Source organism: Rhodobacter sp. SGA-6-6, from assembly GCF_011043545.1.
Classification (GTDB): Bacteria; Pseudomonadota; Alphaproteobacteria; order Rhodobacterales; family Rhodobacteraceae; genus Pseudogemmobacter.
Map to the genome: position 1 here is coordinate 61914 of NZ_JAAKGP010000015.1, position 14428 is coordinate 76341.

A 14428-nucleotide genomic window follows, 5' to 3' on the forward strand; every position below is an offset into this window, starting at 1 on the left:
CTACTCCGCCTTGACGCCCGAGACGTCCGCAAGGGGCCAGAGGCCCCCCACAGCCGGTTCCGCAAGAGGGAAACCCGGTCTCATCCCTTGTCCCTCAACAGATAGCCGATCAGGCTGCCCCTGGCGATCTCGGCGCGGCCGACGCGACAATGCGCCTCGACGTCGCCTTCCTTCGCCCCGGCCTTGGCCAGCCAGTCCTTGGCCTCGCGCTTGCCCCGGGCCTTCTCGGTCTTCGAGCCGACGAAGGCCCGCACCTCGGCCGCGGTATAGCCCTTCTTCAGCGCGTAGTCCCTGAGCTTGTTCAACTCGCCGAGCGCGCGCAGCTTGCGCGGTTCCATCGCCGGGCAGGTGTCGGCGATGCGGTCGGCGATGAAGCCCTGCAGCAGGGTGTGGTTGATGTGCGGCTCCTTGTTGATCGGCTCCAGCGCCAGCGCGGGCGCGGCACCCAGCAGGGCGGCGGCAACGATCAGGGTCTTCAGACGGGTCATCTTGGCCTCCTTGGCATCATGGGATGCCACAGGAGAAAGGGCGCGATGGCTTGATATGCCATGACAGGCGGGCCTTCTCGCGGGGTTGTGAGCATGGCTCATGCGCAACCCTCCACGAAGACCCATGTTCCGGCCTCGTAACGGTCGTAGATCGACGATCGCACTCCGCGGCCGCCGCAGAGCGCATCGGCATCGCGGCGGGCGGAAGCGCCGTCCCACATCGCGTAGGCGGGCGCCGCCGTCCGGGTGACCCGCACCGCCCTGCCCGCCTGCACCAGGCTGGCGCCGGTATCGGCGCGCGGCGCGACCGGCGCGGGCGAGGCCGCTACGCAGGCGGCCAGCGGCAGGGACAAGAGCGGCAGGGCGCGCATCATTTGCAGCCCCCCGCGAAGATCCAGCGCCCGGCGGGCGACAGCACCGGCACCACGCCGGCATCGGCGCGCAGGCCCTGCGCCGCGCAGGCGGCCTCCAGCACCTCGCGGGCGCGATAGCCCTCGTCGGCCATCGAGGCCCCATCCGCCCGGGCGATCCGCACCGCGCCGGGGATATGGTCGGCCAGATCGACCTCCGCGCCGTTGACCTTCACCGGCTCGGCTCCCGAGAGGTCGATCACCGCAAGATAGTCCACCCCGTTCACCGGCACGACGACCTCGGCATAGCCCACCGGCTCCGCCGGCTCCGCCTGCACAGCCGCACCTTCGGCCCCGGCGGGGACACAGACCCAGAGGCCGACCAGCGAGCCCAGCAAAACGGCATGGGTAAGTTGGCGCATCAGCATTTCGGGTCCTTTCGGACCTTGTGACCGGAACACCCGGTCGCAATGAGCCAGGCGCCGCTATCCTGCCGCACGGCTCCGACCGCCACCGGCGAGCTGTCGAGATACATGCAGATTATGTCGGACTGCAACGCGGCCTGAAACCGCGCCCTCTCCTGCGGCAGCCCCTCGGCGGGCGATATCCGCAGGTCGAACCGCTTCGTCTCCGCGTCGTAGTTCTCCACCGTGAGCGCATATTCGCGCCCGCCATCGGAAACGGTCCACTGTGAGACGTCCATGAAATCGGGGCCGCATTCCAGCAAAAGGCCCTGGGCAACGCCCGATCCGCCGGCCGCGAGGCCAGCGAGGCAGAACGTGCCGATGGCGGCCAGACGCATCATTCCCTCACTCCGCCGCCACCGCCGAGATGCGGCCGGTCTTCTTCGCCTTGATCCGGTCCTCGATCTCGTCGCGGAAGGCGCGGATCAGGCCCTGGATCGGCCAGGCCGCCGCATCGCCAAGGGCGCAGATCGTGTGGCCCTCGACCTGCTTCGTCACCGACAAGAGCATGTCGATCTCCTCGACCTCGGCCTCGCCCCTGACCAGCCGGTCCATCACCCGCATCATCCAGCCGGTGCCCTCGCGGCAGGGGGTGCACTGGCCGCAGCTTTCGTGCTTGTAGAACTTCGACAGCCGCCAGATCGCCTTGATCACGTCGGTGGACTGGTCCATCACGATCACCGCCGCGGTGCCGAGACCCGAGCGCTGCTCGCGCAGCCAGTCGAAATCCATGATCGCGTCGTCGCATTGCGCGGCGTTCAGCAGCGGCACCGAGGAGCCGCCGGGGATCACCGCCTTCAGGTTCTTCCAGCCACCGCGGACGCCGCCGCAATGTTCCTCCAGCAGCTGCTTCAGCGGGATCGACATCGCCTCTTCCACCACGCAGGGCGCGTTGACGTGGCCGGAGATGCCGAACAGCTTGGTCCCGGCGTTGTTCGGCCGGCCGAAACCGGCGAACCATTCCGGCCCGCGGCGCAGGATGGTCGGCACCACCGCGATGGATTCGACGTTGTTCACCGTGGTCGGGCAGCCGTAGAGGCCCGAGCCGGCCGGGAACGGCGGCTTCATCCGCGGCATCCCCTTCTTGCCTTCCAAGGACTCCAGCAGCGCGGTTTCCTCGCCGCAGATATAGGCCCCCGCCCCGTGGTGCAGGTAGAGGTCGAAGTCCCAGCCCGATTTCGCGGCGTTCCGGCCCAGGAGCCCGGCGTCGTAGCATTCGTCGATAGCGGCCTGCAGCGCCTCGCGCTCGCGAATGTATTCGCCGCGGATGTAGATGTAGCAGGTGTTCGCGCCCATGGCGAAACTGGCGATCAGCGCGCCCTCGATCAGCGTATGCGGATCGTGTCGCATGATCTCGCGGTCCTTGCAGGTGCCCGGCTCGGATTCGTCCGCGTTGATCACCAGGTAGGAGGGCCGCCCGTCCGAAGCTTTCGGCATGAAGGACCATTTCAGCCCGGTCGGGAAGCCGGCGCCGCCGCGGCCGCGCAGGCCGGAGGCCTTGACCTGCTCGACGATGGCGTCGCGGCCGCGGGCGATGATCTCCGCGGTGCCGTCCCAATGGCCGCGCTTCATCGCGCCCTTCAGGCTGCGGTCGTGCATCCCGTAGAGGTTGGTGAAGATCCGGTCCTGATCCTTCAGCATCGTCTTTTCCTTATCCCCGGCGCGCGCGCCAGATCTGATACGTCACCACCAGCGCCCAGAAGAACGCCGCCAGCGCGGCAAGGTCGAAGAGGAAGGCGTAGCGCGGGTTCCAGCCCATCTCGCCGCCCACCACCTGCGCCGCCATCCACAGGATCATCGTCACCGCCAGCACCAGCGCCACGGTGCGGGCCTGGCGGGCGGTGCGGATCTCCTGCGGGGCGGGCCTGGTCATGTCCCCGGCCTCAGTAGTCGTTGCGGCGGGCGCGTTCCAGGAAACGCTCCAGCCCCTCGGTCACGATGATCTTCGCCTGCGCCACCCAGCGGTCGCGGGCGATGCGGCCGCGGAAACGCTCCATCCGCGCGTCGATGGCAGCCACGTCGGCCTCGGTCCAGGCGGCGACCTGGGCGAAGCTGGTGACGCCGAAGGAGTGCAGCATCCCCTCGATCACCGGGCCGATGCCCTCGATCTGCTTCAGGTCGTCGGCCTGGCCGGCCTTGCGCGCCCGGGCGGGCTTCGCCGCCGGCAGGTCGGCCAGCGCCGCGGGGGCCGCATCCATCTTCGCCTTCGCCGCCCGCGCCTTCGCCTCGGTCGAGGGCGCAACCGGGGGCTGCGCCGGCCCGGCGTCGCCGGTGGCGGTGTTCTGTCCCGGTGCCGCCACCGCCACCCCGGCGGGCTTGGCGACCTTCACCTTGGGCTTGCCGGCCGACAAAGCCTCGCCTGCCGCCACGGGCAGGCCGCGCTCGGCCCCGGCGTCGTGCGCGCCCTCGGCGGGCGCCTCGGGCTTGCGCAGCCAGGGCGTCGTCAGCGGCACTTCGGTGCCGTCGATGCGCCTGGCGCCGTCGCCGATGTCCACCGCCCGCTGCGCCGAGGCGTTGTAGGGCTTCCGCCCGGCCTCATGCTCCTTCAGGCTGGTCAGCCCGGTCAGCGGCTCCGAGGCATAGCGGCCGTTCTGCGGCCCCGGCACCGGCACCTCGCCGTTGGAGAACCGCCCGATCAACTCGCGCAGCTTCTCGGCCGTCAGGTCCTCGTAATAGTCCTTGCCGATCTGCGCCATCGGCGCATTGGCGCAGGCGCCCAGGCACTCGACCTCCTCCCACGAGAACCGGCCGTCGGCCGAGAGCGCATGGGCATGGGGCGAGATCAGTTCCTTGCAGACCGCGATCAGTTCCTCGGCGCCGCAGATCATGCAGGAGGTGGTGCCGCAGATCTGGATATGCGCCACGGAACCAACGGGTTGCAGCTGGAACATGAAGTAGAAGGTCGCTACTTCCAGCACGCGGATATAGGGCATCCCCAGCATGGCCGCGACATGCTCGATGGCCGGGCGCGACAGCCACCCCTCCTGTTCCTGCGCCCGCCACAGCAGCGGGATCACGGCGCTGGCCTGGCGGCCCTCGGGATATTTGCTGATCTGGCCCTGCGCCCAGGCGAGGTTCGCGGGGGTGAAGGCGAAGCTGTCCGGCTGGACCGGGTGAAGGCGGCGGAGCATTAGCGGTCGACCTCCCCGAACACGATGTCCATCGTGCCGATGATGGCGGACACATCGGCCAGCTGGTGGCCCTTGCAGATGTAGTCCATGGATTGCAGGTGCAGATAGCCCGGGGCGCGGATCTTGGCGCGGTAGGGCTTGTTGGTGCCGTCGGCGACCAGATAGACGCCGAATTCGCCCTTCGGCGCTTCCACCGCGGCATAGACCTCGCCCGCGGGGACGTGGAAACCCTCGGTGTAAAGCTTGAAGTGATGGATCAGCGCCTCCATCGAGGTCTTCATCTCGCCGCGCTTCGGGGGCGTCAGCTTGCCGCGGGTCAGCACGTCGGTGCGGGCGGCGGGCTCGCGCAGCTTGGCGCAGGCCTGCTTGATGATGCTCGTCGATTCCCGCATCTCGGCCATGCGGCAGAGGTAGCGGTCGAAGCAGTCGCCGTTCTTGCCGACCGGGATCTTGAAGTCGAATTCGTCGTAGCATTCATAGGGCTGCGCGCGGCGCAGGTCCCAGGCCAGGCCCGAGCCGCGCACCATCACGCCGGAATAGCCCCAGTCCTGGATGTCCTGCTCGGTGACGATGCCGATGTCGGCGTTGCGCTGCTTGAAGATGCGGTTTTCCGTCAACAGCGTGTCGATGTCGTCGACCACCTTGGGGAACTGGTCGGCCCAGGCCTCGATGTCGTCGATCAGCTGCGGCGTCAGGTCCTGGTGCACCCCGCCCGGGCGGAAATAGGCGGCGTGGAGCCGCGCCCCGCAGGCGCGCTCGTAGAACACCATCAGCTGTTCGCGCTGCTCGAAACCCCAGAGCGGCGGGGTCAGCGCGCCCACGTCCATCGCCTGGGTGGTGACGTTCAGCAGGTGGTTCAGGATGCGGCCGATTTCCGAATAGAGCACCCGGATCAGCTGCGCCCGCCGCGGCACCACCGTGCCGGTCAGCCGCTCGATGGCGAGGCACCAGGCATGTTCCTGGTTCATCGGCGCCACATAGTCCAGCCGGTCGAAATAGGGCAGGTTCTGCAGGTAGGTGCGGCTTTCCATCAGCTTCTCGGTGCCGCGGTGCAGAAGGCCGATATGCGGGTCGCAGCGTTCGACGATCTCGCCGTCCAGCTCCAGCACCAGGCGAAGAACGCCATGCGCCGCCGGGTGTTGCGGGCCGAAGTTGATGTTGAAGTTGCGGATGCGCTGTTCCGAGGTCTCGATGTCCATCGAGCCGTCGTCATAGGTGTTCCGGCGGATATCACCGTCCATCATTCGGCTCCCCCATCAGGGCTGGGCGCATATTGGGCCATGAACTCGGCCTCGGTCATCGTGGCGGTCTCGCCGGCAAGGCAGTAGCTGCCGGGCTTGCAGTCGATGAAAAGCTCGTGCCTGACCGGGAAGCGGCCGGGGTCGGGGAAGGCCTGGACCGAGGCGAAGGCCATCCTGCCGTCGCGCGACAGCCAGGCCAGCGACGATCCGCAGCGCGAGCAGAAGGCGCGCTCGCCCCATTCGCTGGACTGGAACCGCGTCACCGGGGCATCGGCGGCGAACTCGAAGGCGCCCGAGCAGTCGGTGACGATGAACATCCCGCCCGAGAAGCGGCGGCACATGCTGCAATGGCAGACGCCGGCCTCGTCCGAGACCGGGGTGGCGGTGAAGGTGCTGGCGCCGCAGAGGCAGGCGCCTGTCAGGGCTTGTCCCATCACTTGGCCTCCGCCTTCTGGTCGCCGGGAAGGATGTATTCGGCGCCTTCCCAGGGCGACATGAAGTCGAACTGGCGGTATTCCTGCACCAGCTTCACCGGCTCGTAGACGACGCGCTTCTCCATCTCGTCGTAGCGGACCTCGACATAGCCGGTGGTCGGGAAGTCCTTGCGCAGCGGATGGCCGCGGAAGCCGTAGTCGGTCAGGATGCGGCGCAGGTCGGGGTGGCCCGAGAACAGGATGCCGAACATGTCGAACACCTCGCGCTCGAACCAGTCGGCCGAGGGGTGCAGCTTGGTGATCGAGGGCACCATCTCGTCCTCGCGCACCGCCACCTTCACCCGGATGCGCTGGTTGCGATACATCGACAGGAAATGGTAGACCACGTCGAAGCGCGCCGGGCGTTCGGGCAGGTCCACCGCGGTGACGTCGACCAGGCTGGAGAACCGGCAGGACGTGTCGTCGCGCAGGAATTCCACCAGGTCCTTCAGATGCGCCAGGTTGGCAGTCACCGTCAGTTCGCCGAAGGCGACGGCGATGGCCTGCACCGCATCGGCCCGTTTCAGCGCGATCATCGCGCCCAGTTCCTGAAGGGCTTCGCTCATCTCTCTACCTCACCAGGGTGCCGGTGCGGCGGATCTTCCGCTGCAGCTGCAGGATGCCGTAAAGCAGCGCCTCGGCCGTGGGCGGGCAGCCGGGGACGTAGACGTCGATCGGCACGATGCGGTCGCAGCCGCGCACCACCGAATAGCTGTAGTGGTAGTAGCCGCCGCCGTTGGCGCAGCTGCCCATGCTGATCACATAGCGCGGCTCCGGCATCTGGTCGTAGACCTTGCGCAGCGCCGGCGCCATCTTGTTGGTCAGCGTGCCCGCCACGATCATCAGGTCCGACTGCCGCGGCGAGGCCCGCGGCGCGGTGCCGAAGCGTTCCAGGTCGTAGCGCGGCATCGAGGTGTGCATCATCTCGACCGCGCAGCAGGCCAGGCCGAAGGTCATCCAGTGCAGCGACCCGATCCGCGCCCAGTTGATGATGTCCTCGGTCGAGGTCAGGATGAAGCCCTTGTCCTGAAGCTCGCGGTTCAGGGCCTGGGTGGCGACCTCGTGGTCGCCGCCGGCGTGGTTGGCGGAGGTGCTCACTCCCATTCCAGGGCCCCTTTCTTCCATTCGTAGGCGAAGCCCACGGTCAGCACGGCCAGGAAGATCATCATCGACCAGAAGGCCAGCATCGAGATTTCCCCGAAGGCCACCGCCCAGGGGAAGAGGAAGGCGACTTCCAGGTCGAAGATGATGAACAGGATCGACACCAGGTAGAAGCGCACGTCGAATTTCATCCGCGCGTCGTCGAAGGCGTTGAAGCCGCATTCATAGGCCGAGACCTTTTCGGGGTCCGGGTTCCTGACCGCGATCACCGCGGCGGCAAGGATCAGGACGAGGCCCAGCCCCACCGCAATCGCAAGCAGAATGAGGATGGGCAGATACTCTCGGAGAAGCGCGTCCACGAGATGCTCCTTACAGCTGGCCACGGGCGAGCTGCGGGTGCTGGCCACCCGCTTGCACTCTTGGGCCCCCGTTTACTCTGCCCCCATGGCGGGGTCAACGCATCGGGGGCGGAAAAGCGCGGGGCGCCGGCGGGGAAAACGCGAATTGTATGCGATTGTGTGCGGAGGATATTCCGAGTGTTTTTCACAGATTTTGCAACCGCCTGTCCGCCGCGGCAAAGCTTCCGCGAGGGAACCCGTCAGCCGCACCAGCCGCGCCGGTGCCCGCCGTCATAGGCCCGCCCCTGCCCCGCCGCGATCATCGCCTCCGCCGCGTCCCTGCCGTCCAGCCTCAGCCGGACCAGCGGGCGGCGATACTTGTCGCGCCCCTCGATCCTGACCTCCACCGCCGCGGCGCCCTTCACCAGCGCCGCCAGCGCCTGCTTCGCCGCCTGTGCCGCCGCCACCTCCTCCGGGCAGCGGCCCTGCAGTTCCGGCGTGTCGATGTCCAGAAGCCGCGCCGTCTCGCGCAGCTCGCCGCAGATCAGTTCCAGCGAATCCCCGTCGTAGACATAGCCGACCCGGCAGCCCTGCCCCTGCGGCGCCGGCGGGTCGGCCCAGTCGGCCACCGCCATCAGCGCCAGCAGGGTCAGGAAGATGTAGGCGGCGAGATCGGCGTCGAAGCGCAACAGCTACTGCACCTGCGGCGCGGCCACCGCCTCCACCGCCTCGGCCTGGCCGATCCGCAGCGCCTCGTCGCGGATAATGCGGGCGATCTGCGCCACATCGGCCTCGGAGAAGGTCAGCGGCAGCCGCATGTCGACCAGCCCGAAGAGGATGCGATCGGTCTGCGGGCAGGACTGGTCGCCGGCATAGCGCCAGTGGACATAGCGGCTGGTGAAGGCCGCAGGCTCCCCGGCGCCGAACCATTTCAGCTCCACCCCGCGGGCGGCGCAGGCCGCCAGCAGCGCGGTGATCCGGGGCTCTTCCCAGTCCGGCAGCAGGAACTGGAAGGAGGAGCCGACATAGGCTTCCTCCTCCGGCCGCGGGACCAGCCGCAGGCCCGGGATGCCCTGCAACCCTGCCTCCATGCCGCGATAGAGCGCCGCCCACCGTTGCCGCCGTTCGGCCAGAAGCGCGATCTGCGGCCGCAGCACCGCGGCGCGCAAGTTGTCCATCCGGCCCGAGACATTGGGGATGTCCAGCCGCAGCCGCTCGAAGACCTCCGCCCCCGGGGCGGCGGGATGCTTGCCATAGAGCATGTAGGACCCCGACAGCAGCACCATCCGCGCCGCCAGATCGGCGTCGTCGGTGATCAGGAGGCCGCCCTCGCCCGAATTCATGTGCTTGTAGGTCTGGGTCGAATAGCAGGCCACCGCGCCATGCCGGCCCGAGGCCACGCCGCGCCACTCCGCCCCCATGGTATGGGCGCAATCCTCGATCACGGTCAGGCCCAGCCGGGCGCAGAGCTCCGTCAGCGCCTCCATGTCGCAGACATGGCCGCGCATATGGCTGAGCAGCAGGAGGCGGGCGCCGGAGGCCCGCGCCTTCGCCTCCAGATCGGAGAAGTCGATCACCAGACCCTCGGTGATCTCGACGAAGACCGGCCGCCCGCCCGCCGCCGCGATGGCCCCCGGCACCGGAGCCAGGGTGAAGGCATTGGTCAGCACCGGCTCGCCCGGCTGCACCCCGCAGGCGCGCAGCGCGCAGCCCATGGCATAGCCGCCCGAGGCGACGGCGAGGCAATAGCGCGCCCCGGTGAAGGCGGCGAATTCGGCCTCCAGCGCCGCGGCCTCGCCCATCTCGCCGGGCACGGTGTTGTAGCGGTGCAGCCGGCCGTGGCGCAGCACCTCCAGCGCGGCGCGGATGCCGTCCTCGGGGATCGGCTCCTGCTGGGTGAAGCTGCCGCGGAACACCTCGCTCACGCCTTCCCCTCCCGCCGCATCAAGAGAAGGAACAGGCCCGTCGTCAGCGCCATGAAGCCGGTGGCGATGAAATAGGCCACGTCGGGCGATTGCCAGACCCGCCCCGGCGCCATGAAATGCGCGAAGATCAGGGCGTAGAACACGGTGCCGAACAGCATGGCGATGTTGGTGATCGCCGAGATGCCGCCCTGCAACTCGCCCTGCGCATCCTCGGGCACCCGCTTGGTCAGCATCGCGGTGATGATCGGATGGACGAAGCCCTCGGGCCCGTGCAGCAGGATCAGCAGCAAGACCGCCACCAGACTGCCGGCGAAGCCATAGGCCAGAACCGCCAGCATGGAGCAGACCAGCCCCAGAAGCGCGGTGCGGTGCTCGCCGAGCGCCTTGGTCACCGGCCCGGTCAGCGTGGCCTGGCAGAGGCCCGTCACCAGCCCGAAGGCGGCGAGGGTCAGGCCGACCATCCCCTCGGACCAGCCGAACTTGGCGATGCCCCAGAAGGTCCAGATCGCCGGATAGACCGAGGTGGCGAAGAAGAACAGGCCCATCAGCAGGCACATCGGCAGCACCCCGCGATAGGTGCCGAAGACCTTGAACGCCCCGAACGGGTTGGCGCGCCACAGGTCGAAGGGCCGGCGCTTGTCCTCGGTCAGCGACTCGGGCAGCACGAACCAGCCATAGGCGAAGTTCAGCAGCGAGATGCCGGCGGCCACCCAGAACGGCACCCGCGTCCCCAGCTCTCCCAACAGGCCGCCGATGGCCGGGCCGATGACGAAGCCCACGCCGAAGGCCGCGCCCATCATGCCATAGGCGCGGGCGCGGTCCTCTGGCGCGGTGACGTCGGCGATATAGGCGCTGGCGATGATCCAGCTGGACCCGCAGATGCCGGCAAGGATGCGGCCGACGAAGAGCCAGAACAAGGTCGGCGCCCAGGCGGACAGGATGAAATCCAGCCCCAGCCCGAAGATCGCCAGCAGAAGCATCGGCCGCCGCCCGAAACGGTCGGCCAGGTTGCCCATCAAGGGCGCGAAGGCGAATTGCGCCAGGCTGAAGGCCGCGAACATCCAGCCGCCGATCCAGGCGGCGCGGTCGATGCCGACATGGCCGACCTCCTCGATCAGCGCCGGCAGGACGGGCATGATCACCCCGAAGCCCACCATGTCGAGGAAGACCGTGACCAGCACGAAGGTCACGGCATGGCGCGAGGCCCGGCCCTGCGCCTGTGCGGTCGACGGTGGGGAGATGCTCTCTGCGGCCATGACGCGCAGGCTTATGCCGCCGGATGCCTTCTTGTCAAACACCCGGCCGACACCGGGGATGACGGGATTTGTCACTGGCCCGCCGCGACGTCCTGCCGCATGGTTGCAGCATTCCCCGGACCGCCGGGCCCCCTTTCCGCCAAGCCCTTGCAGGACCGATGAAACCAGCAACAAGCCTTCTCCTCGCCGCCGCGACCCTGGCCTTGGCCCTCGGCTTCGGTCTGCCGGTCGGCCCGGCGGAGTCCCGCGCGGTGCCGGCCCTTGCGCTGGCCGCCGTGCCCTCCCTTTCGCCCCCCGTCTACCGCTAGGCGGCAGACCGATTTCCACCGACCAGAGAAGACCGAAGGAAGACCCCATGCGCCTTGCCAAACTCGCCGCCGCCGCCTCCGTCGCCCTGACGCTGAGCCTTGCGTCCAGCCTGCCCGCCCGTGCCGACCTGGTGATCCAGGGCCGCGCCGCGCAGGCGCTGCATTGCTCGGCCATGCTCTACATGGTCTCGGACGAGCTTTACCGGGCCGGCTACCTCAGCCGGGCGGACCTGAACTGGGCGCAGAGCGCCGCCGTGGCCATGCTGGCCTATGTGCCGGGGACCGACGACCAGAAGGTGCAGGCCATGGGCCAGCGCTTCCAGAAGCTGATGCGGACCCGCACGCTGGAGGGGCTGATGAGCGAATACAACAGCACCGCGAAATGGTGCCAGAAGAACTTCCTGTGACCGGGGGCCGAAATCCGCGCGAAGTCCGGCTCGCCTACCCCAGCAGCCGCGCCGCCACCTCCGGCAATTCGTCGAAATGGCCGATCAGCGCCTCGGGCTCCAGCCGGGCCACCCCCTCGCCCTCGTGGCCGAAGGTGACAAGCGCCACCGGCACCCCCGCCGCCTGCCCGGTCCTGCGGTCGGTCTCGGTGTCGCCCACCAGCATCGACCGCGCCGCCCCCCCGGCGCGGTCGACCGCCAGCCGGTAGGGCGCGGGATCGGGCTTCCTCACCGGCAGGGTATCGGCGCCGACCAGCCCGGCGAACAGGTCCCGCACCCCCAGTTGGCGCATCAGCGCCTCGGCCAGCCCCTCGGGCTTGTTGGTGCAGATCGCCAGCGACCGGCCCTGCCGCCGCAGGATTTCCATCGCCTCCACCGCGCCGGGATAAAGCTGCGTATGGTGGCAGATCGCGCCGGCATAGGCCTCCAGCAGCCGCGGATACCAGCGGTCCACCTCGGCCTCGTCCACCCCGCGCAGGCGCGAGAACCCCAGCCGCAGCATCGCCCGCCCGCCGTTCAGCGCCACCAGCGCATCGCCGGGGCCCAGGAGGTCGCCCTCTCCCATTGCCCGGAAACAGGCGTTGGCCGCTGCCAGCAGGTCGCCCGAAGTATCGGCCAGCGTGCCGTCAAGGTCGAAGACCACGCAGGTCCGCGCTTGCAACATCCCGCAATCCTCCGTTATCCGCTGGCCCTTGGCGGCACCGCGGCTCCTCGCGTAGAACGGCGCCAAAGGAAAAGAAAGGGGCAGAATGCAGGTCTCGCTCGTCATCCTGGCCGCGGGCCAGGGCACACGGATGAACTCGGACCTGCCGAAGGTCCTGCACCGGATCGCCGCCGCGCCGCTTTTGCACCACGCCATGGCGGCGGGCCGGGCGCTGGAGCCGGCGCGGACCGTGGTGGTGGTCGGCCATGGCGGCGAGGAGGTGGCGAAGGCCGCCCTCGGCTACGACGAGCGGGCCGAGGTGGTGGTGCAGGCCGAACAGCTGGGCACCGGCCATGCGGTGGCCCAAGCCGCGCCGCTGCTGGCCGATGCGCCGGGCGAGGTCATCGTGCTTTACGGCGACACCCCCTTCATCCGGCCCGAGACACTGCAGGCCATGCTGGCCGCCCGCGCCGAAGCCGGCGTGGTGGTCCTCGGCTTCCACGCGGCCGACCCGGGCCGCTACGGCCGGCTGATCACCGAAGGCGATGCCCTGCTGGCGATCCGCGAATACAAGGATGCCTCGGATGAGGAGCGGGAGATAAACCTTTGCAATTCCGGGGTGATCTGTGCTTCCGCCGAGGTGCTGTTCCGGCTGGTGGAGAAGCTCGGCAACCAGAACGCGGCGGGGGAATACTATCTCACCGACGTGGTGGAACTCGCCCGGGCGGAAGGGCTGAGCGCCGGCGTGGTGATCTGCGACGAGGCCGAGACGCTCGGCGTGAACACGCGCGCGCAACTGGCGGAAGCGGAACGGGAATTCCAGATCAACGCTCGCGCCGCGGCGCTGGAGGACGGCGTGACCCTGACCGCCCCCGAAACCGTGTTCTTCGCGCTGGACACCGTGATCGGCCGCGACGCCATCATCGGCCCCAACGTGATCTTCGGCCCCGGCGTCACCATCGAATCCGGCGCCGAGATCAAGGGCTTCTGCCATCTCGAAGGCTGTCACGTCTCCCGCGGCGCCGATGTCGGCCCCTTCGCCCGCCTCCGCCCCGGCGCGGAACTGGCCGAGGACGTGCATGTCGGCAATTTCGTCGAGATCAAGAACGCCATCCTCGACGAGGGCGTGAAGGTCGGCCACCTGACCTATATCGGCGATGCCGACATCGGCGAACACAGCAACATCGGCGCCGGCACCGTGACCTGCAACTACGACGGGGTGATGAAGCACCGCACCGTGATCGGCAAGCGCGCCTTCATCGGCTCGGACACCATGCTGGTGGCGCCGGTGACCGTGGGCGACGGCGCGCTGACCGGATCGGGAAGCGTCATCACCGAGGACGTGCCGGCGGGCGCGCTGGCCCTGGCCCGCGCCCGGCAGGTCACCAGGCCCGGCCTCGCCACCCGGCTGATGGATAAACTGCGCGCCATCAAGGCCGCGAAGCAGAAGGCTTGATCCCATGTGCGGCATCGTCGGCGTCCTCGGCCACCATGAAGTGGCCCCGCTTCTGGTGGAGGCCCTGAAACGGCTGGAATACCGCGGCTACGACTCGGCCGGCATCGCCACCGTCAACCGCGGCCGGCTGGACCGCCGCCGCGCGGTCGGCAAGCTGGTGAACCTGTCGGACCTCCTGGTGCACGAGCCGCTGGCCGGCAAGTCCGGCATCGGCCACACCCGCTGGGCCACCCATGGCGGGCCGGAGGTCAGGAATGCCCATCCCCACCGCGCCGGGCCGGTGGCGGTGGTCCACAACGGCATCATCGAGAACTTCCGCGCCCTGCGCGAGGAACTCGCCGCCGACGGCTACGCCCAGGAGTCGGAGACCGACACCGAGACCGTGGCCCTGCTGGCGAAGCGCGAGATCGACCGCGGCGCCACCCCGGTCGAAGCCGCCCGCGCCACGCTGAAGCGCCTGCACGGCGCCTTCGCGCTGTGCTTCCTGTTCGACGGCGAGCAGGACCTGCTGATCGCCGCCCGCAAGGGCAGCCCGCTGGCCATCGGCTGGGGCACGGGCGAGATGTTCGTCGGCTCGGACGCCATCGCGCTGGCGCCGATGACCGACCGCATCACCTATCTGGAAGAGGGCGACTGGGCGGTGATCACCCGCAAGGGCGCCGAGATCTTCGACGCCGCCGACCGCCGGGCCAACCGGCCCGAGACCCGGGTGCAGCTGGACGCGGCCCGGATCGAGAAGGCCGGCTACCGGCATTTCATGGCCAAGGAGATCGCCGAGCAGCCGGTGGTGCTGGCCGATGCGCTGAAA

At 68.9% G+C, this 14428-nt stretch carries 19 protein-coding genes and 1 pseudogene; 4 read left to right on the forward strand and 16 right to left on the reverse strand.

Features of this window, described 5'->3' with window-relative positions; genetic code table 11:
- Positions 1–80: 80 nt before the first annotated feature.
- The 15 genes from G5B31_RS18575 to G5B31_RS18645 form a co-directional block, all read right to left on the reverse strand.
- Positions 81–488, reverse strand: coding sequence for a DUF5333 domain-containing protein (locus G5B31_RS18575; RefSeq protein ID WP_165019712.1), 408 nt, complete (start codon positions 486–488; stop codon positions 81–83).
- Between the two features lie 98 nt (positions 489–586).
- On the reverse strand, positions 587–862 hold the full coding sequence (locus tag G5B31_RS18580; protein WP_165019713.1) for a hypothetical protein: 276 nt from the start codon (positions 860–862) through the stop codon (positions 587–589).
- On the reverse strand, positions 859–1266 hold the full coding sequence (locus G5B31_RS18585; RefSeq protein ID WP_165019714.1) for a hypothetical protein: 408 nt from the start codon (positions 1264–1266) through the stop codon (positions 859–861). The genes G5B31_RS18580 and G5B31_RS18585 overlap by 4 nt, the downstream gene beginning before the upstream one ends.
- Positions 1260–1643 (reverse strand): hypothetical protein, encoded by a 384-nt coding sequence (locus tag G5B31_RS18590; RefSeq protein ID WP_165019715.1) that lies wholly within the window; start codon positions 1641–1643, stop codon positions 1260–1262. The genes G5B31_RS18585 and G5B31_RS18590 overlap by 7 nt, the downstream gene beginning before the upstream one ends.
- A gap of 4 nt (positions 1644–1647) precedes the next feature.
- On the reverse strand, positions 1648–2943 hold the full coding sequence (gene nuoF, locus G5B31_RS18595) for an NADH-quinone oxidoreductase subunit NuoF (RefSeq protein WP_165019716.1): 1296 nt from the start codon (positions 2941–2943) through the stop codon (positions 1648–1650).
- Positions 2944–2953: 10 nt separating this feature from the next.
- Complete coding sequence (locus tag G5B31_RS18600) at positions 2954–3175, reverse strand: DUF5337 domain-containing protein (protein ID WP_165019717.1); 222 nt, start codon at positions 3173–3175, stop codon at positions 2954–2956.
- Between the two features lie 10 nt (positions 3176–3185).
- Entirely contained in the window at positions 3186–4433 is a 1248-nt protein-coding gene (locus tag G5B31_RS18605; RefSeq protein WP_165019718.1) for an NADH-quinone oxidoreductase subunit E, read from the reverse strand.
- On the reverse strand, positions 4433–5677 hold the full coding sequence (locus G5B31_RS18610; protein WP_165019719.1) for an NADH-quinone oxidoreductase subunit D: 1245 nt from the start codon (positions 5675–5677) through the stop codon (positions 4433–4435). The genes G5B31_RS18605 and G5B31_RS18610 overlap by 1 nt, the downstream gene beginning before the upstream one ends.
- Positions 5674–6108 carry a GFA family protein gene (locus tag G5B31_RS18615; protein WP_165019720.1) on the reverse strand — a complete coding sequence of 145 codons (435 nt, stop codon included), beginning with the start codon at positions 6106–6108 and terminating at the stop codon, positions 5674–5676. Before G5B31_RS18615 ends, G5B31_RS18610 begins: the two co-directional genes overlap by 4 nt.
- Positions 6108–6713, reverse strand: coding sequence for an NADH-quinone oxidoreductase subunit C (locus G5B31_RS18620; RefSeq protein ID WP_165019721.1), 606 nt, complete (start codon positions 6711–6713; stop codon positions 6108–6110). Before G5B31_RS18620 ends, G5B31_RS18615 begins: the two co-directional genes overlap by 1 nt.
- Positions 6714–6717: 4 nt before the next feature.
- The gene (locus G5B31_RS18625) at positions 6718–7251 is read right to left on the reverse strand and encodes an NADH-quinone oxidoreductase subunit B family protein (protein WP_165019722.1); all 534 of its coding nucleotides are present in this window, start codon (positions 7249–7251) and stop codon (positions 6718–6720) included.
- A complete protein-coding gene (locus G5B31_RS18630) occupies positions 7242–7607 on the reverse strand; it encodes an NADH-quinone oxidoreductase subunit A (RefSeq protein ID WP_165019723.1) in 366 nt (121 codons plus the stop codon). The genes G5B31_RS18625 and G5B31_RS18630 overlap by 10 nt, the downstream gene beginning before the upstream one ends.
- A gap of 239 nt (positions 7608–7846) precedes the next feature.
- Positions 7847–8275: a thermonuclease family protein gene (locus G5B31_RS18635; protein WP_165019724.1), complete on the reverse strand. Its 429-nt coding sequence runs from the start codon at positions 8273–8275 to the stop codon at positions 7847–7849.
- Positions 8276–8278: 3 nt separating this feature from the next.
- Positions 8279–9511 (reverse strand): DegT/DnrJ/EryC1/StrS family aminotransferase, encoded by a 1233-nt coding sequence (locus tag G5B31_RS18640; protein ID WP_165019725.1) that lies wholly within the window; start codon positions 9509–9511, stop codon positions 8279–8281.
- Positions 9508–10767, reverse strand: coding sequence for a TCR/Tet family MFS transporter (locus G5B31_RS18645; RefSeq protein ID WP_165019726.1), 1260 nt, complete (start codon positions 10765–10767; stop codon positions 9508–9510). Before G5B31_RS18645 ends, G5B31_RS18640 begins: the two co-directional genes overlap by 4 nt.
- A gap of 158 nt (positions 10768–10925) precedes the next feature.
- Here G5B31_RS18645 and G5B31_RS18650 point away from each other — a divergent pair, with 158 nt between their 5' ends.
- Together G5B31_RS18650 and G5B31_RS18655 are read left to right on the forward strand one after the other, a co-directional pair.
- Positions 10926–11075, forward strand: coding sequence for a hypothetical protein (locus G5B31_RS18650; RefSeq protein WP_165019727.1), 150 nt, complete (start codon positions 10926–10928; stop codon positions 11073–11075).
- A gap of 47 nt (positions 11076–11122) precedes the next feature.
- The gene (locus tag G5B31_RS18655) at positions 11123–11482 is read left to right on the forward strand and encodes a hypothetical protein (RefSeq protein WP_165019728.1); all 360 of its coding nucleotides are present in this window, start codon (positions 11123–11125) and stop codon (positions 11480–11482) included.
- 34 nt (positions 11483–11516) lie between these two features.
- On the opposite strand, the gene G5B31_RS18660 is transcribed toward G5B31_RS18655, so the two are convergent.
- Positions 11517–12185: an HAD-IA family hydrolase gene (locus tag G5B31_RS18660; protein WP_165019729.1), complete on the reverse strand. Its 669-nt coding sequence runs from the start codon at positions 12183–12185 to the stop codon at positions 11517–11519.
- Between the two features lie 85 nt (positions 12186–12270).
- On the opposite strand from G5B31_RS18660, the gene glmU reads away from it, so the two are divergent.
- Positions 12271–13620 carry a bifunctional UDP-N-acetylglucosamine diphosphorylase/glucosamine-1-phosphate N-acetyltransferase GlmU gene (glmU, locus tag G5B31_RS18665; protein WP_165019730.1) on the forward strand — a complete coding sequence of 450 codons (1350 nt, stop codon included), beginning with the start codon at positions 12271–12273 and terminating at the stop codon, positions 13618–13620.
- A 4-nt stretch (positions 13621–13624) separates the two neighbouring features.
- Positions 13625–14428 (forward strand): annotated as a pseudogene (locus G5B31_RS18670) (glutamine--fructose-6-phosphate aminotransferase); the annotation flags it as partial.